Below are 23705 nucleotides of genomic sequence, written 5' to 3'. Positions count from 1 at the left end.
TCGGTGCTCTCGCGACGCGCGCGCCTCCTCTTGGGACTTCTTCGTCCTTGCTACGTACGATCCCCGCTCGGCTCGCGCAACGCTTGGTGCGTCACATCCGCACGAGCTCGCCATGAAACACCTCGTGAGCCGGGGGACGCGAAAGAGCGAGCCCTCGGAGGACACAAGAAGCGAAACTCCAGCGTTTTCCGCGGTGTCCGGCCCAGGGGCCCCGCGCTCGTTCGCCGGTTTCGAGGGCCTTTTGATTCCGCTACGCTCGCGCCGTGAACGTCGCCCTCTTCCTGATCGGGATCGGCAAGGTCCTCTTTGGCATCCTCGTCGGCGCCCTGGGTGTGTGGCTCGGAGCGCGCGTGCTCGGGCGGCTCTTGCGCCTCGGCGAGATCGACGAGGAGCTCGCGAAGGGCAACGCGGCCGTCGCCGTCATCTCGGCCGCGGGCCTGCTCTCGCTCGGGCTCCTCGCGCAGCACGCGGTGTCGGCGACGTTCGCCGCGATGGACCTCATGTACCGCGGCCAGAAGCTCGCGCCGGTGATGCTGAGCAAGTTCGCGTTTTACGGCCTCGCGCACGTCGCGCTCTCGCTCGCCGTGGGCGCTTTGGCGCTCGCCGTGGGCACGTTCCTCTTCGTCCGGCTCACGCGCGGCGTGGACGAGCTCGCCGAGATCCGGAAGGGCAACCTCGCGCCCGCGCTCGTGCTCGGCGCGGTGATGGTGGTGATCGCGCTCGTGGCCGCGCCGGGCCTCGAGACCGCCCTCGACGGCCTCTTGCCGCTGCCCGAGCTCGCGCGTGACGAGGTGATGGCGCCGTCATGAACGGTCGAACCGTCCTCACGTTTGCCGCGGCCGCGTGCGTGTTCGTCGCGGGCTGCTGTTGCAACCTCGGAGACCTCGGCGAGCTGCTTTCGCAAAGCGGCGATGAAGAGCCGTCCGAGGACACGCCGGGCGTCGATCTCGGCGTCGCGGTGTATCCCGAAAAGACGCAGGCATCCGGCGCGACGAAGTATGCGTGGCGGGATCGTCGTCTCGAACCGCCCGTCTATCGCGCCGGCTACGCGCTCGGCGCGGACGAGCAGCGCGACGTCGACGCGGCGCACCGCGAGCTCGCGCAGCGCCTCAAATACCAGGACGCGGGCGACGGCGCGTTCCGATGGGTCCCGCCGCCGGGCTGCGACGCGAGCATGCAGTGCATCTTCGAGTCGCTCGTGGAGCGCAGCAAACCCGACGTCGATCCGCTCGCCGCGCGCTTCAAGGCGCGCATCCAGGAGGCGAAGCTCGGCCCGCTCGATGCCGTCGAGCTCTTGGCCTCGTTCGTCCAGACGATCCCTTACGAGATCCCCAAAGATCGTCCCTTCGGCCTCATGCCGCCGGCGCTCGTGGCCTCGGCGAAAAAAGGCGACTGCGATTCGAAGGCGCTCCTTTTGCACATGCTGCTCGACGCGATCGGCATCGACAGCGTGCTCCTGAACTCGAATGCGCACCGGCACGCGATGCTCGGCGTCGCCGTGCCGGCGCAGGGCGAGAAGATCCGCTACCAGGGCCGCGCGTACGCGTTCGTCGAGACGACCGCGAAGAACGCGCCCGTCGGATGGATCTCGAAGGAGCTCTTGAAACCGAACGACTGGGTCGTCGTGCCCGTGCGAATCCGTTCGCCGGAGAAGGCGCCGAAGAACGAAGCCGCCACGGGCAAAGCCGGGGACGGGCCGAAGCCGAAGTCCACGAAGAAGCGTTGAGCGGGCTTACGAGCCCGAGCCGAGCACGTCCGAGAGCGTGTGCACGGCCGCGATCATCCCTTCCGTCGGGTTTTCGCTGCGCGTGTGCGCATGCTGCACCACGAGGTCGACGAGCGTCACGAGATACGCCGAGGCGTTCGCCTCGTGGAGAGCTTGTTTCAACGCGCCGAACCTCTTGCGTGTCTCGTCCGTCGCGCCCTGCGCCGACAGCGCGGCGAGCATCGCGGCCGCGCGCGCCTCGTCCTTTTCTTTGATCGCGTCGCCCGCGACGTCGATGAGCACGTGGCCGAACGCCGCGAGCCGCGCTTCCGCGAGCTCCGGGGAATCCCCGGCGCCTTGCGCGACGAGCTCCTGCAGCTCCGGGAAAGCGCGCCGCTGGACGAGCGCCAGAAAGAGGCCGTGTCCGTTCGTCTCCCAGTCCGCTTTCGAGGCGAGCCGCTTTCCGATCCACGCGACCACGGGCGAGGTCACGGGCCCCTGATGCAGCGAGGCGAGCGCGGCGCTCATGAGCCGCTCGGCGGAGGCGCCCTGCGCGGCGAGCCAATCGAGCAGCATCGCGCGCTCGTCGCCGTTCGTCCCGGTTTTCACCTTCTCGAACGCGTCCTCGACGGTGAGCCCCGCGAACGGATCTGCGAAGAGCGGGTCGCCTTCGTCACCACCGAGATCAAGGCCGAGCTCATCGCCGAGCGAGTCGCCGCCGAAGAACGATCCGTCCCCTTCTTTCGAGCCCGAAGCATCCGGCGCGCTCGCGTCGTCGAGGTCGAACATCGACGCGAGATCGACGGGTTCGTCCGCGGGGGGTGTGGGGGGCAGAGGAAGGCCCACTTCGTGGGCCGACCGGAGCCCCTCACCGTGGGGAGAGGGCGCGAAGACCGCGGCGGGCGCAGGCGCTCGGGTTTCTCGGCGCTCGATACGCGCCTCGAGCGCGGGCGGGACCTTTCCGCGGACGAGGTTGGCGAGCGTCTCCCATTCCCGATCCTCGAAGGAGAGCCCGGGCGCGTTCAGCACCTCGTGCTCGAACTCGGCGGGTTTGTCCTCGCAGAGCTTCGCGAGCGCGACGAGGATGGGCGTGCGATCCGCGGACACCGTGCGCGCGCGCCAGCGAAGAAGATCTGCGGACGTGAGCTCGTGCGCGTGCTCGGCGAGGAAGCTGTGATCGTCCGGCGTGAGCGAAGCTTGCCGGAGGACGTGCAAGAAGGCCACGGCGCGGGCGCTTCCCCGATGAGCGAGCACGAGGGCATCGATTTCGGCCTTTTTCATGGGAGCCCCCACCTTACCAGGGACGGGCCTTCCCACGCGACGCTCGTATCGTGCTCCGTCGGGTAGGACCTGCGCTCCGGAATGACCACCCTCGGCGCCATGTCGACACGCAGCCGGCAAGAACTATTACATGCATACGAATGCATGCCGCGCTGCGCGAAGGACCAAGGGCGTCCGGGCGCGCTCCGCCCGGGGCGATAAACCGAACGCGCATGATGGGCCAAAAGAATTGCATTCGTCGAAATCGAGTTGACGGGACGCGCGGGGCGGGCTTCCATGAGGTCGATCGCGATTTTTCCCGCTCGGCGATCCGGCCCCGAGGCTCATGGGGAGCCCGGGGCTGTATGTTTTTCAGGGCCGATCATTTCCGCCTCTCGTGACGGCGGCGCGGCGCGCATGGTAGCGTGGTTCCGAGACACGGGGCCCGCATTGGTATCTCCCAAACCTCCGCCGACGAACCTTCTCACGGACCCGATCCCGAAAGCGCTCGTGCGCCTCGCCGTGCCGATGACCCTCAGCATCGTGCTCATGATGCTGGCCGGCATCGCCGATACTTTCTTCGTGGGCCGCCTCGGGCCACGCGAGCTCGCCGTGATGAGCTTCGCGTTCCCCGTGATCGCGCTCGTCATGAGCGTCGCTTTCGGGCTCAACGTCGGTTCCGCGGCGGCGATCTCGCGGGCCGTGGGCGGCGGCGACACGGGCGCCGCGCGCAGGCTTTGCACGCACGCGATGCTGCTCGCGCTGCTCGTCGTCGCCGTGCTCTCGGCGCTCGGGATGCTCTTCGGCGCCGATCTTTTTCGCGCGCTCGGCGCAGACGAGCCAGTCGTCGCGTTGCTCTCGTCGTACATGAACATCTGGTTCGGCGGCGTCGTTTTCCTCGTGGTGCCGATGGTCGGCAACGGCGCAATGCAAGCGACCGGGGATTCGAAGACGCCGGCGAAGATCATGGCCGTCTTCGCGGTCATGAACGTCGCGCTCGATCCGTTGCTCATCTTTGGCGCGGGCCCCATCCCCGCGCTTGGTCTCCGCGGCGCCGCGCTCGCCTCCGTGCTCGCGCGCGGGGTGACGATGTGCATCTCGTTATGGGTGCTCGGCGCGCGGCTCGAGCTCCTCGATCTGCACGTGCCAACCGCGCGTGAGCTCTTCGTTTCGTTCCGGCAGATCCTCTCGGTGGGCCTGCCGGCCGCCGTCTCCAATGCGCTCACGCCGATCTCGACGGCGCTCGTCACCGGATTCATCGCGCGGTACGGCAGCGACGCCGTGGCCGCGTACGGGCTCGGCAGCCGCCTCGACGGCCTGCTCGTGATCCCCTCGATGGCGCTCTCGATGGCGCTCACGCCGTTCATTGGCCAGAACTGGGGCGCGCATCGCGAGGACCGCGTGGCCCAGGCGCTCAGCCTCGCGCAACGTATCGTCGTCGCGTGGGGCGCCGTCGTATGGACCGCGATGCTGATCCTGCGCCGCCCGCTCGCGTCCGTGTTCTCGTCGGATGACGAGGTCCTCGGCATGGCCGACGATTACCTCCTGATCCTACCGCTCGCGTATGGCGCGACGGGGATCGTCGCCGTCACGAGCTCGACGTTCAACGCGATCGACAGGGCCGTGCGCTCCACCGTGATCTCCGCGATGCGCGGCCTCTTTCTCGCTTTGCCGCTCGCCGTGCTCGGAGCGCGGATCGCCGGCGTGCGTGGCCTCTTCGTCGGGCTCGCCACGGCCACCGTGACGTCCGCCGCCGTCGCGGTGCTCTGGGCGCGCGCGGCGCTCGGTCCCAAAGACAACCCCGCCGTCTCCCGCACGTCCGAGGGCATCGTCGGCCTAGAGGGCGCGCGCGAGGCTGCGATCGACGAGTTGCTCGCCGCGCTCGACGGCATCGACGGCGTGGTCGCGTGCGCTCGGCCCATCAATACGATCGGCTTCTACTTGAAGGGCCGCGAGCTCGGCCACGTACACCGCAATGGCCACATCGATCTGCACGTGCCCGGCCCGGTGCACGATCAGCTCCTCACCGAGGGCCGCGCCGTCCATCATCGTTCGCAGCACGGCACATCTTGGATCAGCCACGATCTTTTCGGCGCCGCCGACGCGCGCGAGGCGGTGTGGCTCCTCGAGCTCACCACGATCCTCGCGCGCATCGGCCAGCGCGGTGGCGAGGTCTCGGCCGCGGATCGCGAGGCGCTCGCCACCCTCTCGCCGTCTCCGTCCTTGATGCGGGCGGTCGAACAGAGTTTCGGCGCAGGCGGCGGGGACGTCCCGCGCGCCGCCATTGCAGCGTGAGCCATCGCCACTCCGTGCCAGCCTGAGCCGTTCTCCGACACGGCTGCCGCGCTTTCGGCGCGTGCGTCATGGAAGCGCGGAAAAAGCCCTGCGGCATGCCGATTGCTTTGGGCTCCCAACATGCGAACGCTCCCTCTTTTCTCCCTGCTTCTTTCCCTCTCCGCCCTCGCTTGCAGCTCGTCCGCGCCGCCCGAGCCGCCGGGGGCAAACAACACCGGTGATTGCCACGATCCGGGCACTCCCGGCTGCGTCGTGACCTCCGGCGCGCAGCGGATCACGAACCCGAACGTCCCCAGCGCCGATCTCGGCACGCTCGTCGACGGCAACACGGCGTTCGCGGTCGACATGTACAAGACCCTCCGCAGCGAGCCCGGAAACTTCTTCTATTCTCCGCACTCGATCTCCAGCGCCCTCGCGATGACCTGGGCCGGCGCGCGCGGACAAACCGAAACGGACATGGCGAAGGCGCTGCACTTCAACCTGCCGCAGGCGCAGCTCCATCCGGCGTACAACGCGCTCGACCTCGCGCTCGCGAGCCGCGGCAAGGACGCGAAGGGCTCGGACGGCCAGGGCTTCCGGCTCAACATCGCGAACGCGGTCTGGGGCCAGGTGAATTATCCCTTCGAGACGGCGTTCCTCGATGTGCTCGGCACGAACTACGGCGCCGGCATGAACATCGTCGATTTCGTCGAGGGTACGGATCAGGCCCTCGCGCTGATCAACGGCTGGGTCGAGAAGAAGACCGAGGGCAAGATCAAGGACATCCTCTCGCCCGATTCCATCGACTCGAGCACGCGGCTCGTGCTGACGAACGCCGTGTACTTCAATGCGGCCTGGCGAACGCCGTTCGAGGAGGAGAACACGCAGAACGCCTCGTTCACGACGAGCGACGGCGCGTCGGTCACCGTGCCCATGATGCAGGGCTACGTCGAGGCGCCGTACGTGAAGGGCGCGGGTTACGCGGCCGTCGAGCTGCCGTACGACGGCGACGAGCTCTCGATGGTGCTCGTCCTGCCGGACGATCTCGACGCGTTCGAGGGCGGCCTCGACGCGGCCAAGCTGAGCGAGGTCGTCGGCGGGCTCTCGGAGCACAGCGTCGACACGCGTTTGCCGAAGTTCAAGTTCGAGTCGAAGTTCAGCCTGGTCGACCCGCTGAAGGCGCTCGGCATGGGCATCGCATTCACGGACGGCGCTGATCTCTCGGGCATCAATGGGACGGGCGGGCTCTTCATCTCGGACGTGATTCACCAGTCGTTCGTCTCGGTGAACGAGGCGGGGACCGAGGCCGCGGCGGCGACCGCGGTCATCGTGGGCGAGACGAGCGCGCCCCAGCCTGCGGCGATCACGTTCGACAAGCCCTTCATGTTCTTCATCCGCGACATCGCGACGAAGTCCGTGCTCTTCGTCGGCCGCGTGGCCGATCCGAGCTGATCGAATCCCTGACGGACGGGCGTATCTTGCCGCGCGGAGCCTTCCGCACCAAGATACGCCCATGTTCTTCAAGGTCGACCCGAACAAGCTGCAGATGCCCACGAAGGAGCAGGCGCTCCCCGGGCGGAGCGATCGGATGCACGTGCCCGAGCGGCACTTCGTGAACGGCGCGCGGATCGTGCCCCCGTTCCCCGAGGGCACCGAGCAGGCGATGTTCGGGCTCGGCTGCTTCTGGGGCGCGGAGCGCAAGTTCTGGCAAACGAAGGGCGTGTACTCGACAGCCGTCGGATACGCCGCCGGGTTCACGCCGAACCCCACCTACGAAGAGGTTTGCACCGGCCGCACCGGCCACAACGAGGTCGTGCTCGTCGTCTTCGAGCCCGCGAAGGTTTCGTACGAGGAGCTGCTCGCGGTTTTCTGGGAGAACCACGACCCGACGCAGGGCATGCGCCAGGGCAACGACGTCGGCACGCAGTATCGCTCGGGCATTTATTGCTTCGGCCTCCTGCAAAAGATGGCCGCCGAGCGCTCGCGTGTCGCCTACCAGAAGGCGCTCAAGGCCGCGGGGCACGGGGACATCACGACGGAGATCCTCGAAGCGCCCACGTTCTATTACGCTGAAGATTATCACCAGCAGTACCTCGCGAAGAACCCGGGCGGTTACTGCGGCATCGGCGGCACCGGCGTGAGCTGCCCGGTGGGGCTCGTTTCGGCAGGTTGAGCACGGCGTCCGCGCGTCCTCCGGCGTGACACCGCCTGCGCAGCGCGGTTACCATCCCCTCCATGACGAAGACACGACACGCGGACCGGATCGGGCGCTTTGCGCTCGTTCTTTCGATCATGGGCCTCTTCGGCGCGACGACCGCGTGCGGGGAGAGCGGCACCGGCGCCACGGGCGGCCTCGGAGGGTCGGGCGCCGGCGGGAGCGGCAGCGGCGCTTCAGGTCCAGGCGGCGCGGGCGGCATGGGCCAGGGCGGGGAAGGCGGCGAGCTTTTTCCCTCGGGTGTCGGCGGCGCGGGCGGAGGCACGGGCGGCGGCGGGCCGACCTGCAATCCCATCCTCAAGGCCACCGTGCGCGATTTCCAGGTCGCGCACCCGGATTTCGAGGATTTCCTCGGCGACGATCCGGGCATCGTCACGGACGAGCTGGGGGCGGACGGAAAACCCGTCTACGCGGGCAACCCCACGACGCCGACGACGACGGGCAAGGAGAATTTCGACCAGTGGTTCAACGACGTCGCGGGCGTGAACATTGCGATCCCGGTCGAGATCCCGCTCACGGCCATGGGCGGCGGGACCTACACGTACAACAATTCGGCGTTTTTCCCCATTGACGGCCAGGGTTTCGGCGACGAGTTCAACACCCACAATTACCATTTCACGCTCGAGCTGCGGACGCAGTTCATCTACGAGGGCGGCGAGATCTTCACGTTCACGGGCGACGACGACCTCTTCACGTTCATCAACGGCAAGAAGGTCATCGACCTCGGCGGCGTGCACGGCGCGCAAACCTCGACGGTGAACCTCGACGAGCGCGCGGCCGAGCTCGGGATCCAGAAGGGCAAGACCTATCCGCTCGATTTCTTCTTCGCCGAGCGGCACACGAGCGAATCGAACTTCCGGATCGACACGACCATCGGCTGCTTCTCGGAGCCGCCGATCCCCGAATAGTCAGTCGAACGGACGGACGGTCACCGCGTGATTCAGGGGCCCGTGCCCGTGTCCGAGCCCCGGTGCCTGCGCGATCGCGAGCCGGATGTATCGCCGCGCCCGCGCGATGGCCGCTTCCACGCCGAGCCCCTGCGCGATCCCCGCGGCGATCGCCGACGCCAGCGTGCATCCTGTCCCGTGCGTCGAGGTGGTCTCGATGCGATCGTCCTCGAAGATCCGCTCCCCCGCGGCCGTGACGAGCACGTCCGTGACCTTCGGCCCTTCGAGGTGCCCGCCCTTCACGAGCACCGCCTTCGGCCCGAGCGCGAGCAGCGCCTCGGCCACGCGCCGCATCCCCGCGACGCCGTCGATCGTTTGACCTGAAAGAACCTCCGCCTCCGGCAGGTTCGGCGTGATCAGCGCCGCGCGCGGCAGGAGCCGGCCGATGAGCGCTTCGCGCGCCTCCGGGAGCAGAAGCGGCGCGCCGCCTTTCGCCACCATCACCGGATCGACGACGAGCGGCACGTCCTTCGCGAGGCGCTCGTGCACGTCGGCGACGACGTCGATCACCTCGGCCGAATGGAGCATGCCCGTCTTGATCGCGTCCGCGCCGATGTCCTCCAGCACGAGGCTCATCTGCTGCGCGAGGAACGCGGGCGGGACCGGAAAAACCCCGAAGACGCCGCGCGTGTTCTGCGCGGTGAGCGCCGTGATCGCGGTCGCCCCGAACGCGCCGAGCGCCGTCACGGCCTTCAGATCCGCCTGGATTCCCGCACCGCCGCCCGAGTCCGAGCCGGCCACGATGAGCACACGCCCTTGCATCGAAGGCCCCGCGTACCAGCACGGAACCCGACGCGCAAGGCGCGCCGTTCACTTGTTCGACATGGCGAGCGTCGCCCGCACCCGGCGCTGTTCGAGCGGCGCGAACGAACGATCGAGCAGCGCTTGCTCGGCCGCCTTGAATGCGGCCTCATCCTGCGTCTTCGCGGCGAGCGCGTCGCGCTCCTTCCGGAACGCCTCGATCCGCGCCTTCCACGCCGCGCGCTCGGCGTCGAGCTCGGCCAGCCTGTCGGCCGCCTCCACGCCGAGCGTCTCGACGCGCTTCGTGTACACGTCCTCGTCCGTCGCGCCTTCCGCGCGCATCGCGTCCACCTCGGCGCGCGCGCGGAGCGGCAACGTCGCGGCTTCCCGCGCCTCGCGTGCTCCCTTCGGCAAGCCCGCTTCGAGCGCGGCGATCTTTTGCTCCCGCTCCTCGGCCGTCAGCGTCTCGTCCTGACGAACCCGGCTCGCCTCTGCGGCGACCTCGCCCTCGCGCTCCTCGTCGCCGAAGAGCGCGTCCGCCGTTTCCTCGCCGAAATGCTTGCGCCGGAGCTTTTTCAGCGCTTCGAGCCGCGCCGTCGGATCGGCCTCCTCGGCCTTCGGCAGCTCGAGCCCGCCCTTGTCCTTTCGATACGCGAGGTATTGATCGAGCAGCGCCGCGGCCTGGAGGGCGGCCGGGCCGTCGACGCGCTCGCGAATGGCGGCGAGGATCCGCGCGCGGATCGTCTCGTCGCTCTCCTCGCCCTCGGTGGTGAAGTAGTAATCGAAGAGGCGCAGGATGTCCGGCCCGAGAAGGAGGGAGCCATCGGGCCCGACGCGCAAGGCGCCGTCCTCGTCCGTGCCACGCAGTGAGCGGGCCTTCTCCTGGAATGGGCTCTTCTCGCGGGTATCGACGTTTGCCGCGGCACGTCGATCCGGCGCCGCCGAGGTCTTTCGGTGGGCCGCGCTCTTCGGGCTGCCGCTGCGCGTTTCCGCCGTCGTCTCGACCGCGCGCGTGGGTTCGTCCCCGGCGCGTCTCCACAGGCCGATTCCGGCTGCAAGGGCGAGCGTGACGAGGGCGAACCCCGTGGTGATGCGGCGGCGGTTCACGCGCATCCTCGCTTTCGGATGTTCGTCAGAGGCCGAGGAGCTTCAGGCGGTTCGCGTGGGTGCGGAAGACCGACTTCGGGCTCGTCTGGAACGGCGCCGTGATGCCGAAGAGCTGGTTCACCTCGTCGAGGTGGTTCATCTTGTAATCGTCGCGGATGACGTCGCCGAGGTGCGAGCTGCAGCGGCCGACGAGCCCGTCGTTCGCGTCGTCGTAGATGATGCCCGTGAGGCCCATCGGGTAATCGGAGACGTCGAGCACGTTCGTCACCTTCGAGGTGCCAGACCACGAGAAATACCGGATCCCGTTCACCTCGTGCGCGCCCTCGCCGCACCACGCGGAAGGCAGGCCCGCGCCGTAGGTCGCGTTGTACGTCGCGGCGCCGTCGGACGAGAGCGACTCCAGCGCGGCCACCGAATCCTGCGGGCTCGTCTGGCCCGAGAGCAGGCCGAGGATCGTCCCGAGCGAGTTCGCGAAGAGCGAGAGCACGGCCTCGGAGAAGCCGCCTTCGGTCATGTTGTCGCGGAGGAAATCGGCAAGGTCGGCGCCGTGGTGCGGCGAGCCCACGCTCGTCACGCTCGCGACGAGGTCGGGCCGCACCGTGGCGACGTACCGGATGTCGAGGCCGCCGTGGCTATGGCCGATGAGGTTCACCTTCTTCGCGCCCGTGGCCGCGACGATCTCCTCGACCTGCTGCAGCAGCTCCTCGCCGCGCGCCTCGGTGGACGAGAACGCGGGCACCTGCGTCACGAAGACGCGCGCGCCGCCCGACGCGAGCGACGACTCGATGCCGTGGAAATAGTCCACGACGCCGAACAGCTCGTCGAAGCCCGCCATGCCGTGGCAAAGCACGATGGGGTATTTCGTCTGCGTGTACGTGTCGGTGTAGCCATTGGCCGACGACGTCGACGTCTCCTCGGCCGCCGCGAGCTGGTTCGGCGATTCGCCGCCACATCCGCTCATGAACGCCGACGCGAACATCGCCGCGCCGAACGCCGCCGCCCGACCGAACCGAACCCCCAAGCCATTGTTCCAGCGCATGTTGAGGCCCTCCATCCTATCCGAATGGCACCGTTCATGCCAGAGGATCGAATGACGCGCCGCGCCTGGAACAAGCCATTGAGGCTGCAACAACCCCGCGCGATGGTGATCTGGATTGGGTCACGTGCGATCCAGGGTGGATCCGCCGTGCATCAGTTTCATCGATCCAAGGTGCGTCACCGCAGCTTGAATTTGAACGTGAGGACGTAACGCACGCTGACGGGCCGGCCGCCGTACGTCACCGGGCTGTAGCGCTGCTGCGCGAGCGTCGCGTTCACCGCGGGATCGAGGAACGGGTGTCCTTTGAGGATGCGACAATCCCGCAGCCGGCCCTCCGTGGTGATGACGCATTGCGCAATGACGGTCCCTTCGATCCGCTGGCGCATCGCGTCGCTCGGGTAGGGCGGTTGGGCCGGGCCGGCGACGAGGACCGGGCGGCCCATCTCGGAGGTCCAGCTCAGCGTGGTGCTCGTCGGCGGCGGCTCCGGCGGGGGCGGCGCGATGCCCTTGCCGTTCGGATCCCCGCCGAGCACGCCGTCGGGCTTGCCATTCGGATCACCTCCATTGCCCGTGCCGTCGGGCGCCGTCGCCCCGTCCCCCGCTGCGGCGGCGGGCGGCTCGTTCGTCGGTTCGGGCTCGGTCGGCTCGGTCTTTGGCGGCTCGTTCGTCAGGATCGGCACCTGCGGGCGCTTCGGCCGGGGCGTCTTCGGCGGCGCCGCCTGCGGGGGTTTGGGCGCCGCGGGACCCGGCGAGCCCAGTAAGGCCGCGGGCTTCGGCGGGACCTGAAACACCACGACCGGCTCGTCCTCGTTCGAGGCGGCCTTTTTGGCGGGAATGGCGAACACGATGACCGCCGCCAGCGCGTGCGCGCCAATGGAGAGAATCGCTCCGGTGCCGAGGTGCGGACGAGCGCCCTCGTACCGGCCCATGGCCGATTCGAACACGAATGCCTCCTTTCCAGGACGAACGGGGTGCGTCCCGGAGAAACCTATTTCACGACCGATTCACTTCGGCAGAACGAGATTGACCTTCGAGACGTACCGCACGGAGACGGGCCGCCCGTCCTGCGTCGCCGGCGAGAATCGCCACGTGCGCGCAGCCGCGAGCAGCTCGCCGTCCATGTGCGGCAAAGACCTGAGGAGCCGACAATCCTTCGTCGCGCCCTCCGCCGTGATCTCGCATTGCAAGAGGGCCGTGCCCTCCACACGCGCTTCGAGCGCTTCGCGGGTGTACACGGGATCCCGCCCGCCGATCCGCTTCGGCTGGGACATGGTCCCTTGCTCGAAGGGTCGCACGAGTGCAGCCGTGGCCTCGGGTTTGGCCGGAGGTACCTCGGGCGAGCTCACGCTTTCCACCATGGCGACCGCGGGGGGCGCGGCCTCGGGCGCGCGGGGCTCCTCGGAGGCCGGCGGTTCGGCTTCCGCGGCTACCTTTGGCGGCGACGGCACGGCATTCGGCCCGGGACGCGGCGCGGCCACGGGCGTCGCGGCACGAACGGGCTCCTCGTCGTGGCCTTTCGCCTCCGCGCGAGGCGCGGGCGCGGCGATGCCTGCGCCGAGCTGGAGCTCGGGGTATTGCTGTGGCTCGTCCGCGGGCCCCTTCGATACCCTGGGCCGCTGCATGGGCTGCGCGAGCACGATTCCGAGCACGACCACCTGCGCCGCCGCCACGAGCGCGGCGCCGAGCCGGCCTTTTTGGAAAAACCCGACCGGTCGTCCTGTGGGCCCGAGGACGCTCTGGAAGAGCATATGCGGCGTCGCCTGCGCCGATCGTTTCGCGCCGCCCATTCCCGTCCGCGCCGGCCGAGGCTCGGACCTCTGGGGCCTGTGCGCCGTCGCCATTCGAGGCGCGACGATCTCCCGCGCCGAAATCTCCTGCGCCTTCGCCGTTCGCGACGGCTCGATTCCGAGCGCGGCGAGAGCCCGCGCCTTCGACGCCGCCGGCGCCCGATCGGCCCGCGCCGCGCGCAGGAGCGAAGTCGCCGCGTCGTCCCCATTCTCCTCGAGCAGCCTGCGCATCTCGCTCACGGCCGCCCCCTTCCTTGCGTACCGAGGGCCCGTGCCGAGATCCTCGCAAAGAGCTCCCGCGCGCGCCGGAGCCTCGACGCCACCGTACCCATCGGCAGATCGAGCGCCCCGCTGATCTCCTGCATCGTGAGCTCTTCGAGCTCGAACAAAACGAGAACGGTCCTGAGATCCTCCGGCATGGCCGCGAGCACCTCGTCGAGCAGGGCCCGCAGGCGCCTTTGCTCGACGATCTCGTCTGGCCGAGGCCCGGCGTCGGCGCGCGCCTCCGCCGCCTCGTCCCCCTCGGGGACCTCGCGCCGTCTCCGCTGCGAGCGCTTGGCGTGCGAGGCGACGTGCACGGCCGTACCCATCAAAAACGCCTTCTCGCGTCCCGGCTCAATCACCCCGAGCTTGCCCGAGGCCACGACGAACACCTGCTGCGCGCAATCATCGAGCTCCGCCGCGGGCACCCCGAGCCGCCGGAGCGCCACGTACACGGCGTCGAAATGCGCGTCGACCATCTCCCGGAGCCGCGCCTTCTCCGCGCCGGCCTCGCCGCCCCTGGCCCACGACGCCTCGACTGCGCGAGGCTCGTCCGCCTCGCAGACCTCGGCGCCCGCGAAGAGGATGTCCAGGTCGGAGACGAGGGTCACGGGCGCACCCTCCGCTTCGAACGGAGCCCTCGGGCCGCGCGAGACGCGGCGAACGCAGGCAGGACGTGGGCAAGAGCGGGGGCCACGTCTCTACCATGCCCGGTCCGGGGCAGGTTGATCACGAAAAATGAACGGGGCGGGTGGATGCCAGAAAATGTGCGGGAGACGACGGCTACCTCGAAGCGGACACCTGCTCCCGCAGCCAGGCGCGCCCGCTCACCGTTACTTCTTCGATTCCGGCTCCCCCGGCTTGGGCAAACTCGCGGGGTCGTAGATCCCATCACGTTCGATCTTCCCCCACCGCTCCTCGAGTGATTTCACCCAGCCCGGGTCGTGGATCTCTCCGAGCTTCTTCTTCCACGCGCCTTCGAGGAAGCTCGTGCTGAAGGGATCTCCTCGGTCCTCGGGAATGCCCACCTCCGTCTTGCAGACCTGCATCTCGTAGCCCCCGGGGGAGGGCTCCGCCTGCTTCAGGCAGAGGTCGTATTTGTTCTTCCAGTTGCTGACCTCCAGCCTCTGGACGAGCAAAGCCTCGGCCTGCTTGAGCAGCGGGTGGACGCGTTTGTATTCGGCGTCGACGAGCGCCTTCGCCTCGCCGGCCTCGGGACTCGCGGGGAAGTGCTTGGCGATTTTCTTGCCGAGATCGACACAGGAGCCCGTCCCGTCCGGCTTGCACGCAGCCTTCACCTCGGCGAGCAGGAGCGCCGGGCCATTCTTCGTCAGCCACTCCTTCGCCTTGTCCGCGACCGGCGAGCTTTGCCCGGCGAGCTCCTCCATCTTGGCCCGCGCTGCGGCCTGGTCCGTCGAGGCATTCGCCTCCTCGAACGCGGCGGCGCTGCTCATCGCCCGCGTCTTCGAAAGCGCCTCGAACGCGCGTTTCGCCGGCGCATCCGAGACCGTCGCGGAGAGCTCCTTGGCTTTCGCGGTTTGCCCCTCGGTGACCAGCGTGATCGCCTCCCGGACCGTGAGGGCCTCGATGCGTTGCTTCGCCACGGGGCAAAACGGCGAGCTCTCGGCGGCTTTGCAAACCTCCGCATACAGCGCCTTGGCCTCCGGGATCTTGCCGGCCGCCTCGGCCTCTCTCGCCTTCGACATCGGCTCCTTGGCCGCGTCGCAGCCCGCGAGCGCGAGGGCGAGCGCGGCGATGCGAAAAGCAATGGAGCGGCTCATTTTGCACCTCCCGCCGACTTCTTCGGATCCTCGCCCGTCGCGAGCGCCCCCTTCTGGCGCGCCTCGTACTTCGCAATGACGACGGGATCGCCGAGCGTCGCGAGCCGCCTGCGAAAGAGCGAGTCCTCGGTCTGCCGCGCGTCGAACCGCTCGTAGGCGGATTTCCCGTCGGCGTAGATGTCCTCCTCGCAGGCGCGGATGCGCTGGAACTCGGCCTCGATCTCGCTCGCCTTCTCCGCCAGACAAAGGTTGACGGCCAGCTCCTTCTTGCCCCGCTGCGCGAAGACCGCGATGAACCGGTCGAGCTCGGCGCGGGCTTTCTCCGTGCGCTTCTGCTCGGCGTCGTGGGCGGCTTTTGCCTCGTCGAAGCCGGCAGGCTGCTGGGGCAGCGCGGAGAGCTTCTCGAACGTCTCCGCGCACGACCCCTGATGCTCCGGGCCACACGCGGCTTTCACCTGCGCCACGAGCAGTCCCGGTCGCTCCTTCTCGATCCATGCCTTTGCCAGCGCCGCCACAGGCGTGCTTCCCGCGGCGAGCGCATTCATCGCCTCGAACGCGCGGGCCTTGTCCGTATCCGCGGCGGCCTGCTCGAAGCGAATGCCTTCCGTCAGGTCCTCCTTGCCGAGGCGCGCCTCGATGTCCTTGGCGGTGGGTTCGTCCGCGAGGGCGAGAGCGCGGACGAGCAGGCGCTCGGCCTTGCCGAATTCGTTCTTTTCGACGGCCTTCGTCGCGGCCGTCACGAGCGCGCCCGCGGCCCGGGCGCTGCTCTGCTGGCATTCCGGGCTCGTCGGCCCCTCGGCGCAGACGAGCTCGAACGTTTGCGCGGCGTCTTCGAAGTTCGCTTGGGCTTCGAGGTTTTCCGCCTCCTTGAAGGACGGCGGCGGGCCCGAGCATCCGCCGAGGGCGAGCAGCGGAACGACCAGGAGACATGTACGTACGAGCACGGTGCGAGTAGAGCCGCGCCCGCTTTGCCTGTCAATCTCTCAGGCCGCCTCGCACCGCGGGCACCACGTCGTGGGGCCTTCGTGGGGCGCGCGGTGAACGCGACGGTGTCTCACGCTGCGCGCCCAGACGATGAGATTCACGCGCCTGCCGGAGCGTAACGGATTCACGCCGTGCCGGTGCGCGCCCGCGTGCAGGATCGCCCGGCCAGCCGTGGGCTCCCATTGCCAGACCTCGGTGTCGTTCGCCGGGTCCTCTCGATGGGCGTCGCAACGAACGCCGCGGAAGTACACCTCGGCCCCTTCGAACGAGAGCCCCAGACACGCGTTGAGCGTCACCTCGCTATCGTCCACGTGAAACCCGAGGTCGGTATCGCCGTTCTCCGCGTACTCCACGACGAACGAATGCTGGTGATCCAGGCTCGAACCGCCATGCTCCGGAAACGCCCACTTCGTGAGCGGCGAAAGCCACGTGTAGAGCAGCTCGTCCATCGGCCCTTCGAGCCCGAGCTCCGCGAGCACGACGCCCTGGTTGTTCATGCTGTTCGGCCGAACCGGGCCCACGCGACGGTGGCGGCACCAGTGCTCGAATGCGTGGATTTCGCGGAGAAGGGCCTCTCTGTATTCGGCCGACAGAAGCGGGAATTCGATCACGCCGGGATGAGGCCGCGTGGCGAGCGCTTCGAAGGCCTCATGCGTCCCGGTCTGCACGGCGCGAACGAAGGCAGGATCGAGGCACCGCTCGGTCATGTCGGAAAGCCATGTCTGCCGTAGCGAATAGGAGGGGCGCGTCATCGGAAACGCGATCGTACCACGATGCGCTCCCGCGTGCGGCTCAGTCGCGCAGCAGCGAAGGCACGGCGGCGAGGAGGTAGGCCGCGGACGTGCCCGCCATGATGGATTGCGCGATCACCGCCGCAGGCCGCTCGATCGGCTCTCCGCGGAGCAGCGCCGGCAGCTTGCCGAGCCCGCGCGCCGAGCCGGCGAGGCCGAGGCCCGCCACGGCCGTCGCGCCCACGAGCGCGGCCTTCCGGGACGAACCACGACGGGCGAGCAGGCCGAGCCCCAGCGCCGCCGCGCCCACGCCCGCGGGGATCAGCGCCGTCTTGTGCTCCCTGCCTGTCGCGACGAACCCCCCGATGCCGAGCGCGGTCAAGAGACCGCCGTACCCGATCGTCCAGCCTGTCATGACGTCGAATCCTCCTTCGGCCGGGACGCGCGGCTGCCGCGCATCCCGCGCGAACCATTCATGACACGCCGCGCGGCGTCGCGCTCGATACGTCGGGGGCAGGGAGGGAGAAGGAAGGGGGAGACCCCGGTGAGCCGCTCGGTCCCGGGGGGGCTGAATCGTCAGGCGCGCTTCTTCGGCGCGGCGGGGGCGCGGCCCTCGATCTCCTTGCGCAGCTTCTTCCACTCGGCCTTCGGCAACTTGCGGACGGCGTCGGCGATGCGGGCCCGCTCGTCCTCCGTCGGGAAGGCGAGGATGTACAGGGGCGGGATATCGAGCGCGCGGGCGATGCGATCGACCGTCTCGATCGTGATTGCCGCGAAGCCGTGCTCGATGTTCGAGAGGTGGCCCTTCGAGATCGAGCTCGCCTCGCCAAGCGCGGGCAGGGACATGTTGCGCTCGAGGCGCAGCTCGCGGATGCGCGCGCCGACCTTGGAGGAGAAGGGGCTGGGTTCGGTTCGTCGGGGCATGGGATCACCTCTCGGCAGCGAGGATTCCCCCTTACCACAACATGCGCGGAAGACAAACCACCCAGTTCGTCCGACCCGTAGATTTTGGAGAGGACGTCCGAGAACCAGCCTACACCCAGGGTGACGCGGGAACGTTTGGCCCCCCCGCACATAGGTGTTGATTGTTCCCGGGAAAACTGGCAGAGTCCCGCCCGGGCAAGATCCGGACCACATGGGTTCAGAGCCCGACGTGCATCACGGGCAAGAACGGCAGCCCGTCCTGCTTCGAGAGGTTCGCGGCGCCGGTGACGTGGTTGACCGCGCCGAACTGGAGCCCGCCGACGAAATGCTCGACGTCGTTCCAGGCGCCGAGCTGCCCGAGGCCGTACGCGCCCGGGAGGGGCAGGACGTTCTCTGACCGACCCTCCGTGCCTCGCTCTTGCGGCCCCGACGAATCCGGCATACGCCGTGGATATCCGAACGCTTTGCCGGAGGTGCACGCTTGATTTCGTCTCGATCCTTCGTCGCCATTTCATTCGCGGTCGTCCCGTTCGTCTTCTTCGCCTGCGCCAAGGGAAGCTCCCTTCCCGGCGGCGGCGGCGGTGCAGGAGGCGAGGGGGGCGACGAGTGGAGCGGTCCCGCGCAATCCTCGAGCAGCAGCGGAGGGATGGGCGGCAGCGGCGGCATGGGGGCGTCCTCGTCGAGCGCGAGCAGCGGAGCGAGCTCGTCCTCGGGCGGCAGCGGCGGCGGCGGGAGCGGGCCTTTGCCCATCGTGCTCCTGCGTATCGGCGACGGCGTGACCACGCTCTCTTCCGCGGCGGCGCCGGTCTCCCTCGAATGGAGGCTCACGGACGGCTCGGCCACGCCGGGCGCGCCGGGGACGACCAGCATGCCGCAGGTGATCTCGGGCTCGAATTACCAGCTCACGTTGTCGGGGACGGCGTCCTCCGAAGGACACCTGTCGCTCTCGGCGAATGGCAAATACGTCTTCCTCGCCGGGTATGCCGCCGACGTGGGCACGCTGAACGTGAGCACACAGATCGTGTCGCGCGTCGTCGGCCGGGTCGACGCGTCCGGCAACGTGAACACCTCGACCTTGCTCACGGGCGCGTTCAACGGCAGCAACGTGCGCGGCGCGACGTCCTCGGACGGCACGTCGATCTGGGTCTCGGGCAACAGCACCACGACCGGCGGCATTCATTACACGACGCTCGGCTCGAGCTCGCCCACGCAGATCCTCTCGAATCCGCTCAATACGCGCTGCGTGCACGCCTCTGGCGGCCAGCTCTACGCGACGTCCGGCGCGGGCACGTTCGTCAACGTCTTCACGGTCGGCGCGGGCCTGCCCACGTCGACCGGACAAACCGCGACGTCGCTCCCGGGCCTGCCCACCCTCGGCGCGAGCCCGTACGGGTTTGTCGTGCTGGATCTTTCGGCCGCCATTGCCGGTCCGGACACGCTGTACGTCGCGGACGATCGCAGCCCGGCGAACGGCGGCGGAATTCAGAAATGGACGTTCGACGGCGCCTCGTGGTCGCTCGCGGCGACGTGGAACGACGGCACGGCGGGCGTGCGCGGCCTCGCGGCGACGCCCTGGGGGGGCGGCGTGCGGATCGTCGCGACGACTGCGGAGAACAACGAAAACCGGGTCCTCACGCTTTTCGACGACGGCTCGGCGTTCCCCGAGATCGTCATCGCCACGATCGCGCCGCTGAATACCGTCTTCCGCGGCGTCGCGTTCGCCCCGCAATAAAAGAGACGCGCCGGGGCGCCGGGCCTTGACAAGGGCCCGGACGCCCGGGACCCTTCTGCGCGATGTCTACCCTCCTCGCGCACGGGCCGTCGAATCTCCTCGAAGGCCGCTGGGTCCCGCTCCCCGGCGACGCCATCGCCTCGCGAAACCCCACGCGTCCGGCCGAGATCGTCTGGCAAGGCAGCCCCGACCCCGCGCATGCCGACGAGGCCGTCGCGGCGGCGCGGCGCGCCTTGCCCGCCTGGGCCGCGCTCCCCGCCGAGCGGCGTTTCGCGGCCCTCCGCCGCTTCCGTGACCTCTGCAAGGCGCGCGCGGCCGATATGGCTCGCCTCATCACCGACGAGACGGGCAAAGCGCTCTGGGACGCGCGCGCCGAGGCCGATCTGCTCGCCGCCAAGGTCGACATCACGCTCGACGCCTCCGAGCACGGCGGTCTCCGGCGCGTCTCGGGCTTCGAGATTCCGCTCTCGGCCTCGCGCACGGGGCGCGCCTGGTTCCGGCCGCACGGCGTCATGGTCGTGCTCGGCCCCTTCAATTTCCCGGCGCACCTGCCGAACGGGCACATCATCCCCGCGCTCGCGCTCGGCAACACCGTCGTGTTCAAGCCGAGCGACAAGGCCCCGGCGGTCGGACAAACCCTCGCGGCGTGGCTCGCCGAGGCGCTCGACGCCGAGGGCGCGCCACCCGGCGTCGTGAACCTCGTGCACGGCGGCGCGAGCGTCGCGTCGCGCCTCGTCGCGAACCCCGACATCGACGGCGTGCTTTTCACGGGCTCGTGGCCCGTTGGCCGGCGCATCCTCGAAGCGAGCCTCGATTGGCCGGGCCGCGTCCTCGCGCTGGAGATGGGTGGCAATGCCCCTTCCGTCGTCCTGCCCGACGCGGATTTGCGGCAGGCGGCGATCGAGGTCGCGCGCTCGGCGTTCGTCTCGACGGGGCAACGCTGCACGTGCACGCGGCGACTCGTCGTGCACGGCGCCGTGGCCGAGCGGTTCGTCCGGACGATCGTGGAGATGGCGTCGCGGCTCCGCGTCGGGGATCCGCTTGGGGATCCGCAGCCGTTCATGGGGCCGATCATCTCGGCGGAGGCGCGCGCGGCCGTGCTCGCGGCGCAGGAGCGATTCGCGGACGGCGGCGCCGAGGTCCGTCTCCCGGCGCGCGCCCTCGAATCCCCGACGGGCGGCCATTTCCTCTCGCCGGGGCTCGTCCGTGTCGATCGGTTCACGCTCTCCGAGGACGGGCCCGGCGCGGACGTCGAGGTCTTCGGGCCGCTGCTCCGCTACGTCGTCGTCGATTCGGTGGACGAGGCGATCGCGCAGGCGAATGCCACGCGCTTCGGACTCGCGGCCTCGATCTTCACGAAGGACCCGGACGTCATCGACCGATTCCTCGCCGAGGCGCGCGCCGGCTGCGTGAACGTCAACACCGGCACCGCGGGCGCGAGCAGCAAGCTCCCGTTCGGCGGGATTGGTTTGTCCGGGAACCATCGGCCCGCGGGGGCCTTCAGCCTGGACTATTGCGCGTATCCGGTGGCGGGGATGATCGAGAGCGGCGCTGCTGCGCCGCTGCCGATCGGGATGACGTTCGAGGAGAGCTGGCTCGGATAGGGAGCGCGCGGCTCAGTTCACGTTCGGATCCGGCGTGGCGTTCGCCTCGGCCTCGGCCGCCTGCGCCTCGGCGGGCGCATCGGGCGCCTTCTTGGGCAGCTTCTCCTCGAGCGTCGCGAGCCGCTCGGCCGCGCGCTCGAGGGCGCGCGCGCTCGTCGTGAGCGCCGTGCGCCCGTACCCGAGGCCGAAGCCCGCCCATTTCACGGAAGCATCGACCAGCACGTCGTACACCTCGCGCGCCTTCTGCTCGACGCGGGCCGACGCGGCCTTCACGTCCTTCAGGCTCGGGATCTTCGTCTCGCTCTGGGTTTGCGTCGTCATAAGGGATGCCTCCTGTTTGTCTGGAAAGCCCTCGTCCGGCAGGGCCATGGCAGTGCGTACGGCCCTCGAAGGGCCGTGCGAATCGCGCCGCAATGCATTGCCCTCCGAGCTCGGAAGCCCGCCCCGGACATCGTTCGGATGTGTCCGCTTTTTATGACGCGTCGTGTTACCTGTCAAGACGCGCTGCGTTGATTTTCCAGGTTGGGCCTGGATCGGGGTGGGTCAGGCGGCTCGGCGGGCGGAGGCGGCGCGCGTCACGGCGGAGACGAGGGCATCGACCGCGTGCGGGCAGCTCCGGAAGTCGATCGCCTCGCGGAGCAGCGGCTCGTGGTCGTGCGCCGCCGTGGTCGTGAGGACGAACGCGGGGCGCGAGCCGACCTTGGTTTTGCGCAGGAACGTGAGGAACGGGACGCTCTCGTCATGCGGAGACACGTCGTACACGACGACGCGTGGATCGTGCCGGGCGAAGAGCGCGAGCGCCTCCTCGGGCGCCGCGACGAGCGAGCCCAGCGCGGCCGTGACCACGCGGAGGCCCGTCGCCTCGATCTCCTCGGCGAGCGACCTCGCCACTGCTTCGTCTTCGTGAATGATGGCCACGACGTCAGGTTGTTGCATGAACGCGATCCGAGGCAGGGCGCGTGCCTGCTCGGGCCGCGTCGCGCTCGCACGCTCGCAGCGTCCGCCCGGATCGATTATGCTGATCGAGCTCGCCATGCTTTCCCGTCGCGCCATCCTCGGTTCGGGTCTTGGTTTCGCCGGTTCGTTCCTGCTTTCGCGGACCTCGCTCGCGAAGAAGACCGAAAAAGAGCCGATCCCCGCGCTCCCGCTCTCGTTCGCCGTCGCCGAGGAGGACAGCGTCGCGGTCCAAAACGAGACGTGGATCGCAGAGCAGATCGCCGAGGCCACGCGGCTTTTCACGCCGATCGGCGTCACGCTGCGCAAGGTTTCCGCGCGTGCTCTCCCGCAGGCGCTCGCCAGGCTCGAGACGCGCGCCGACAGGGACGCGCTCGCCGCGCACCTCGAGGCAAAGCGGATCAACGTGATGATCGTGGCATCCCTGCGAGACGTGGACGATCCGAAGCTCTTCCGGATGGGCGTGCACTGGCGGCACAGAAAGACGCCGGCGAAGCATTGGGTGATCGTCGCGGCGAGCGCACGACCGAGCACGCTGGCACACGAGCTGGGCCATTTCTTCGGGCTCGGCCACAGCGACGTGACCGACAACGTGATGAGTTATTCGCGTACCGGCGTTCCCCCCTTCTTCGACGCCAAGCAGACCGAGCGGATCGAGAGCATGGCGCGGATGTACCTGGGGTCGAAGCTCCTCGAACCCGCGTGAGCCGCGCGCGCGGGCGCGCTTCGATTCTCTCGCCACGGCGGTCGGGATCGTTTACCCTACGGATCGTCCGGCCGATCGCGCCGGGGTTCTGGCATGCAAACGCCCCCACGTCGCACGACCCCACCGCCGCCGTCCGTCGCGCCCGAGCGTCCGAGTGAGCGCGCGCCCGCCGGTCCCCCGATCAGCAGCGGCTTCGGGCGGCCGAGCTGGCCGCCGCCGCCGTCGAGCGAAGGCGCGCCTCGCTTGACGGACACCTGGGGGCCGAATTCTTCGGAGCGCCCCTCCTCGCGCCCCTCGACGCGCCCGCCGACCGGGACCGGAGATCTGCGCACCTGGTACCTGGATCTCCCATCTCCGCCCGGGGAAGGAACCTTTCGGGCCAAAGGGATCGCGTATCGCGGCCTCATGCACCTCGTGACGTGCCGCGTCGAAGGAGGCCTCCCGGCGTTCGCTGCGGCATTGCCGACGCCCGCGTTGCAAAGCTTCTTTGGCCAGCCGTTTCTCGCGAGCAGCTTTTACGACATGTTCCCGCTCGTGGCGGGCAGCGGCGTCCTCGCCTCGCTCGCGCGCTCCCCGCTCGACGCGTTCGCGCACCAGCAGGGGCGCGCGCAGGCCTCGTACGACGTGGAGCACCAGTACCGGGCCTTGCTCCAGGGCAGGTCGACCGACGACGTGCACTCGCGCCTCCGCCCGCTCGCCGGCCGATATTATGATTTCGGCGAATGGGACGTCGAGCGGGCGGGACTGAACCGGCTCCGCGTCGTCGAGCGGGCGCTGCCCATCTGGATCATGCCGTGGTTCGTCCCGATGCAGATCGGCTACTTCTCGGGCCTCATGGCGGCGATGGGCAAGCCGGGCACGACCGTGACGATGCAATCGTTCCGCCGCGAGGGGCTCGCGGGGTCGATGCAGCTCGTCGTCCTGGAGCTCGAGGTCGTAATGCGCGACTGATC

26 protein-coding genes are annotated in these 23705 nt (G+C 69.1%); 10 read left to right on the top strand and 16 right to left on the bottom strand.

Annotated features, from left to right (window positions below; translation table 11 throughout):
* Nucleotides 1–263: 263 nt before the first annotated feature.
* Together KEG38_RS55825 and KEG38_RS42790 are read left to right on the top strand one after the other, a co-directional pair.
* Complete coding sequence (locus tag KEG38_RS55825) at nt 264–809, top strand: DUF350 domain-containing protein (protein ID WP_272426520.1); 546 nt, start codon at nt 264–266, stop codon at nt 807–809.
* A complete protein-coding gene (locus tag KEG38_RS42790) occupies nt 806–1726 on the top strand; it encodes a transglutaminase-like domain-containing protein (protein ID WP_272426518.1) in 921 nt (306 codons plus the stop codon). Before KEG38_RS55825 ends, KEG38_RS42790 begins: the two co-directional genes overlap by 4 nt.
* Before the next feature lie 6 nt (nt 1727–1732).
* On the opposite strand, the gene KEG38_RS42785 is transcribed toward KEG38_RS42790, so the two are convergent.
* Nucleotides 1733–2986 (bottom strand): hypothetical protein, encoded by a 1254-nt coding sequence (locus KEG38_RS42785; protein ID WP_272426516.1) that lies wholly within the window; start codon nt 2984–2986, stop codon nt 1733–1735.
* 396 nt (nt 2987–3382) lie between these two features.
* On the opposite strand from KEG38_RS42785, the gene KEG38_RS42780 reads away from it, so the two are divergent.
* From KEG38_RS42780 to KEG38_RS42765, 4 genes are all read left to right on the top strand, one after another.
* Complete coding sequence (locus tag KEG38_RS42780; protein WP_272426514.1) at nt 3383–5260, top strand: MATE family efflux transporter; 1878 nt, start codon at nt 3383–3385, stop codon at nt 5258–5260.
* Between the two features lie 120 nt (nt 5261–5380).
* Nucleotides 5381–6691, top strand: coding sequence for a serpin family protein (locus KEG38_RS42775; protein WP_272426512.1), 1311 nt, complete (start codon nt 5381–5383; stop codon nt 6689–6691).
* Between the two features lie 61 nt (nt 6692–6752).
* A complete protein-coding gene (msrA, locus tag KEG38_RS42770) occupies nt 6753–7412 on the top strand; it encodes a peptide-methionine (S)-S-oxide reductase MsrA (RefSeq protein WP_272426510.1) in 660 nt (219 codons plus the stop codon).
* A gap of 62 nt (nt 7413–7474) precedes the next feature.
* Nucleotides 7475–8362: a fibro-slime domain-containing protein gene (locus KEG38_RS42765; protein WP_272426509.1), complete on the top strand. Its 888-nt coding sequence runs from the start codon at nt 7475–7477 to the stop codon at nt 8360–8362.
* Here the strand turns inward: KEG38_RS42765 and thiD are convergent, their stop codons facing one another.
* From thiD to KEG38_RS42705, 12 genes are all read right to left on the bottom strand, one after another.
* The gene (gene thiD / locus KEG38_RS42760) at nt 8363–9163 is read right to left on the bottom strand and encodes a bifunctional hydroxymethylpyrimidine kinase/phosphomethylpyrimidine kinase (protein WP_272426508.1); all 801 of its coding nucleotides are present in this window, start codon (nt 9161–9163) and stop codon (nt 8363–8365) included.
* Between the two features lie 48 nt (nt 9164–9211).
* Entirely contained in the window at nt 9212–10249 is a 1038-nt protein-coding gene (locus tag KEG38_RS42755; protein ID WP_272426507.1) for a lipase secretion chaperone, read from the bottom strand.
* 25 nt (nt 10250–10274) lie between these two features.
* On the bottom strand, nt 10275–11288 hold the full coding sequence (locus KEG38_RS42750; RefSeq protein WP_272426506.1) for an esterase/lipase family protein: 1014 nt from the start codon (nt 11286–11288) through the stop codon (nt 10275–10277).
* A 176-nt stretch (nt 11289–11464) separates the two neighbouring features.
* A complete protein-coding gene (locus tag KEG38_RS55820; RefSeq protein WP_272426504.1) occupies nt 11465–12232 on the bottom strand; it encodes an energy transducer TonB in 768 nt (255 codons plus the stop codon).
* A 60-nt stretch (nt 12233–12292) separates the two neighbouring features.
* Nucleotides 12293–13306, bottom strand: coding sequence for an energy transducer TonB (locus KEG38_RS42740; protein ID WP_272426561.1), 1014 nt, complete (start codon nt 13304–13306; stop codon nt 12293–12295).
* 5 nt (nt 13307–13311) lie between these two features.
* The gene (locus KEG38_RS42735; protein ID WP_272426502.1) at nt 13312–13947 is read right to left on the bottom strand and encodes an RNA polymerase sigma factor; all 636 of its coding nucleotides are present in this window, start codon (nt 13945–13947) and stop codon (nt 13312–13314) included.
* Nucleotides 13948–14169: 222 nt separating this feature from the next.
* The gene (locus KEG38_RS42730; RefSeq protein WP_272426500.1) at nt 14170–15117 is read right to left on the bottom strand and encodes a hypothetical protein; all 948 of its coding nucleotides are present in this window, start codon (nt 15115–15117) and stop codon (nt 14170–14172) included.
* Nucleotides 15114–16061, bottom strand: coding sequence for a hypothetical protein (locus KEG38_RS42725; RefSeq protein ID WP_272426498.1), 948 nt, complete (start codon nt 16059–16061; stop codon nt 15114–15116). The genes KEG38_RS42730 and KEG38_RS42725 overlap by 4 nt, the downstream gene beginning before the upstream one ends.
* 39 nt (nt 16062–16100) lie before the next feature.
* A complete protein-coding gene (locus KEG38_RS42720) occupies nt 16101–16853 on the bottom strand; it encodes a 2OG-Fe(II) oxygenase family protein (protein ID WP_272426496.1) in 753 nt (250 codons plus the stop codon).
* Nucleotides 16854–16893: 40 nt separating this feature from the next.
* On the bottom strand, nt 16894–17247 hold the full coding sequence (locus KEG38_RS42715; protein WP_272426495.1) for a hypothetical protein: 354 nt from the start codon (nt 17245–17247) through the stop codon (nt 16894–16896).
* Nucleotides 17248–17408: 161 nt separating this feature from the next.
* On the bottom strand, nt 17409–17756 hold the full coding sequence (locus KEG38_RS42710) for a helix-turn-helix domain-containing protein (RefSeq protein WP_272426494.1): 348 nt from the start codon (nt 17754–17756) through the stop codon (nt 17409–17411).
* Nucleotides 17757–17973: 217 nt separating this feature from the next.
* Nucleotides 17974–18198, bottom strand: a complete 225-nt coding sequence (locus KEG38_RS42705) for a hypothetical protein (RefSeq protein WP_272426492.1) — start codon at nt 18196–18198, stop codon at nt 17974–17976.
* A gap of 39 nt (nt 18199–18237) precedes the next feature.
* Here KEG38_RS42705 and KEG38_RS42700 point away from each other — a divergent pair, with 39 nt between their 5' ends.
* Together KEG38_RS42700 and KEG38_RS42695 are read left to right on the top strand one after the other, a co-directional pair.
* Nucleotides 18238–19488 (top strand): hypothetical protein, encoded by a 1251-nt coding sequence (locus KEG38_RS42700; protein ID WP_272426491.1) that lies wholly within the window; start codon nt 18238–18240, stop codon nt 19486–19488.
* 62 nt (nt 19489–19550) lie between these two features.
* Nucleotides 19551–21092 (top strand): aldehyde dehydrogenase family protein, encoded by a 1542-nt coding sequence (locus KEG38_RS42695; RefSeq protein WP_272426490.1) that lies wholly within the window; start codon nt 19551–19553, stop codon nt 21090–21092.
* Between the two features lie 12 nt (nt 21093–21104).
* Here KEG38_RS42695 and KEG38_RS42690 read toward each other — a convergent pair whose 3' ends face one another.
* Together KEG38_RS42690 and KEG38_RS42685 are read right to left on the bottom strand one after the other, a co-directional pair.
* A complete protein-coding gene (locus tag KEG38_RS42690) occupies nt 21105–21413 on the bottom strand; it encodes a hypothetical protein (RefSeq protein ID WP_272426489.1) in 309 nt (102 codons plus the stop codon).
* Between the two features lie 222 nt (nt 21414–21635).
* The gene (locus KEG38_RS42685; RefSeq protein ID WP_272426487.1) at nt 21636–22028 is read right to left on the bottom strand and encodes a DNA-binding transcriptional response regulator; all 393 of its coding nucleotides are present in this window, start codon (nt 22026–22028) and stop codon (nt 21636–21638) included.
* Here KEG38_RS42685 and KEG38_RS42680 point away from each other — a divergent pair.
* Nucleotides 22027–22752, top strand: coding sequence for a M10 family metallopeptidase domain-containing protein (locus KEG38_RS42680; protein WP_272426486.1), 726 nt, complete (start codon nt 22027–22029; stop codon nt 22750–22752). The two genes, KEG38_RS42685 and KEG38_RS42680, sit on opposite strands and share 2 nt — an antisense overlap.
* Before the next feature lie 56 nt (nt 22753–22808).
* Here the strand turns inward: KEG38_RS42680 and KEG38_RS42675 are convergent, their stop codons facing one another.
* On the bottom strand, nt 22809–23006 hold the full coding sequence (locus KEG38_RS42675; protein WP_272426485.1) for a hypothetical protein: 198 nt from the start codon (nt 23004–23006) through the stop codon (nt 22809–22811).
* Between the two features lie 151 nt (nt 23007–23157).
* Here KEG38_RS42675 and KEG38_RS42670 point away from each other — a divergent pair, with 151 nt between their 5' ends.
* On the top strand, nt 23158–23703 hold the full coding sequence (locus tag KEG38_RS42670; protein ID WP_272426484.1) for a hypothetical protein: 546 nt from the start codon (nt 23158–23160) through the stop codon (nt 23701–23703).
* Nucleotides 23704–23705 lie beyond the last annotated feature (2 nt).

Source organism: Polyangium jinanense, from assembly GCF_028435265.1.
In the GTDB taxonomy this organism is placed as follows: Bacteria; Myxococcota_A; Polyangia; order Polyangiales; family Polyangiaceae; genus Polyangium; species Polyangium jinanense.
The sequence above is the reverse complement of the archived record's forward strand: the minus strand, read 5'-3'. Positions and strand labels throughout refer to the sequence as shown.

Coding starts and splice junctions, on each gene's coding strand:
- KEG38_RS42765 (WP_272426509.1), top strand. CDS start 7,475: ATGACGAAGACACGACACGCGGACCGGATCGGGCGCTTTGCGCTCGTT.
- KEG38_RS42730 (WP_272426500.1), bottom strand. CDS start 15,117: ATGAGCCGCTCCATTGCTTTTCGCATCGCCGCGCTCGCCCTCGCGCTC.
- KEG38_RS42740 (WP_272426561.1), bottom strand. CDS start 13,306: ATGCGCAGGCTGCTCGAGGAGAATGGGGACGACGCGGCGACTTCGCTC.
- KEG38_RS42790 (WP_272426518.1), top strand. CDS start 806: ATGAACGGTCGAACCGTCCTCACGTTTGCCGCGGCCGCGTGCGTGTTC.
- KEG38_RS42680 (WP_272426486.1), top strand. CDS start 22,027: ATGAACGCGATCCGAGGCAGGGCGCGTGCCTGCTCGGGCCGCGTCGCG.
- KEG38_RS42715 (WP_272426495.1), bottom strand. CDS start 17,247: ATGACAGGCTGGACGATCGGGTACGGCGGTCTCTTGACCGCGCTCGGC.
- KEG38_RS42775 (WP_272426512.1), top strand. CDS start 5,381: ATGCGAACGCTCCCTCTTTTCTCCCTGCTTCTTTCCCTCTCCGCCCTC.
- KEG38_RS42785 (WP_272426516.1), bottom strand. CDS start 2,986: ATGAAAAAGGCCGAAATCGATGCCCTCGTGCTCGCTCATCGGGGAAGC.
- KEG38_RS42720 (WP_272426496.1), bottom strand. CDS start 16,853: ATGACGCGCCCCTCCTATTCGCTACGGCAGACATGGCTTTCCGACATG.
- KEG38_RS42710 (WP_272426494.1), bottom strand. CDS start 17,756: ATGCCCCGACGAACCGAACCCAGCCCCTTCTCCTCCAAGGTCGGCGCG.
- KEG38_RS42685 (WP_272426487.1), bottom strand. CDS start 22,028: ATGCAACAACCTGACGTCGTGGCCATCATTCACGAAGACGAAGCAGTG.
- KEG38_RS42750 (WP_272426506.1), bottom strand. CDS start 11,288: ATGCGCTGGAACAATGGCTTGGGGGTTCGGTTCGGTCGGGCGGCGGCG.
- KEG38_RS42670 (WP_272426484.1), top strand. CDS start 23,158: ATGCACCTCGTGACGTGCCGCGTCGAAGGAGGCCTCCCGGCGTTCGCT.
- thiD (WP_272426508.1), bottom strand. CDS start 9,163: ATGCAAGGGCGTGTGCTCATCGTGGCCGGCTCGGACTCGGGCGGCGGT.
- KEG38_RS42695 (WP_272426490.1), top strand. CDS start 19,551: ATGTCTACCCTCCTCGCGCACGGGCCGTCGAATCTCCTCGAAGGCCGC.
- KEG38_RS42690 (WP_272426489.1), bottom strand. CDS start 21,413: ATGACGACGCAAACCCAGAGCGAGACGAAGATCCCGAGCCTGAAGGAC.
- KEG38_RS42705 (WP_272426492.1), bottom strand. CDS start 18,198: ATGCCGGATTCGTCGGGGCCGCAAGAGCGAGGCACGGAGGGTCGGTCA.
- KEG38_RS42780 (WP_272426514.1), top strand. CDS start 3,383: ATGGTAGCGTGGTTCCGAGACACGGGGCCCGCATTGGTATCTCCCAAA.
- msrA (WP_272426510.1), top strand. CDS start 6,753: ATGTTCTTCAAGGTCGACCCGAACAAGCTGCAGATGCCCACGAAGGAG.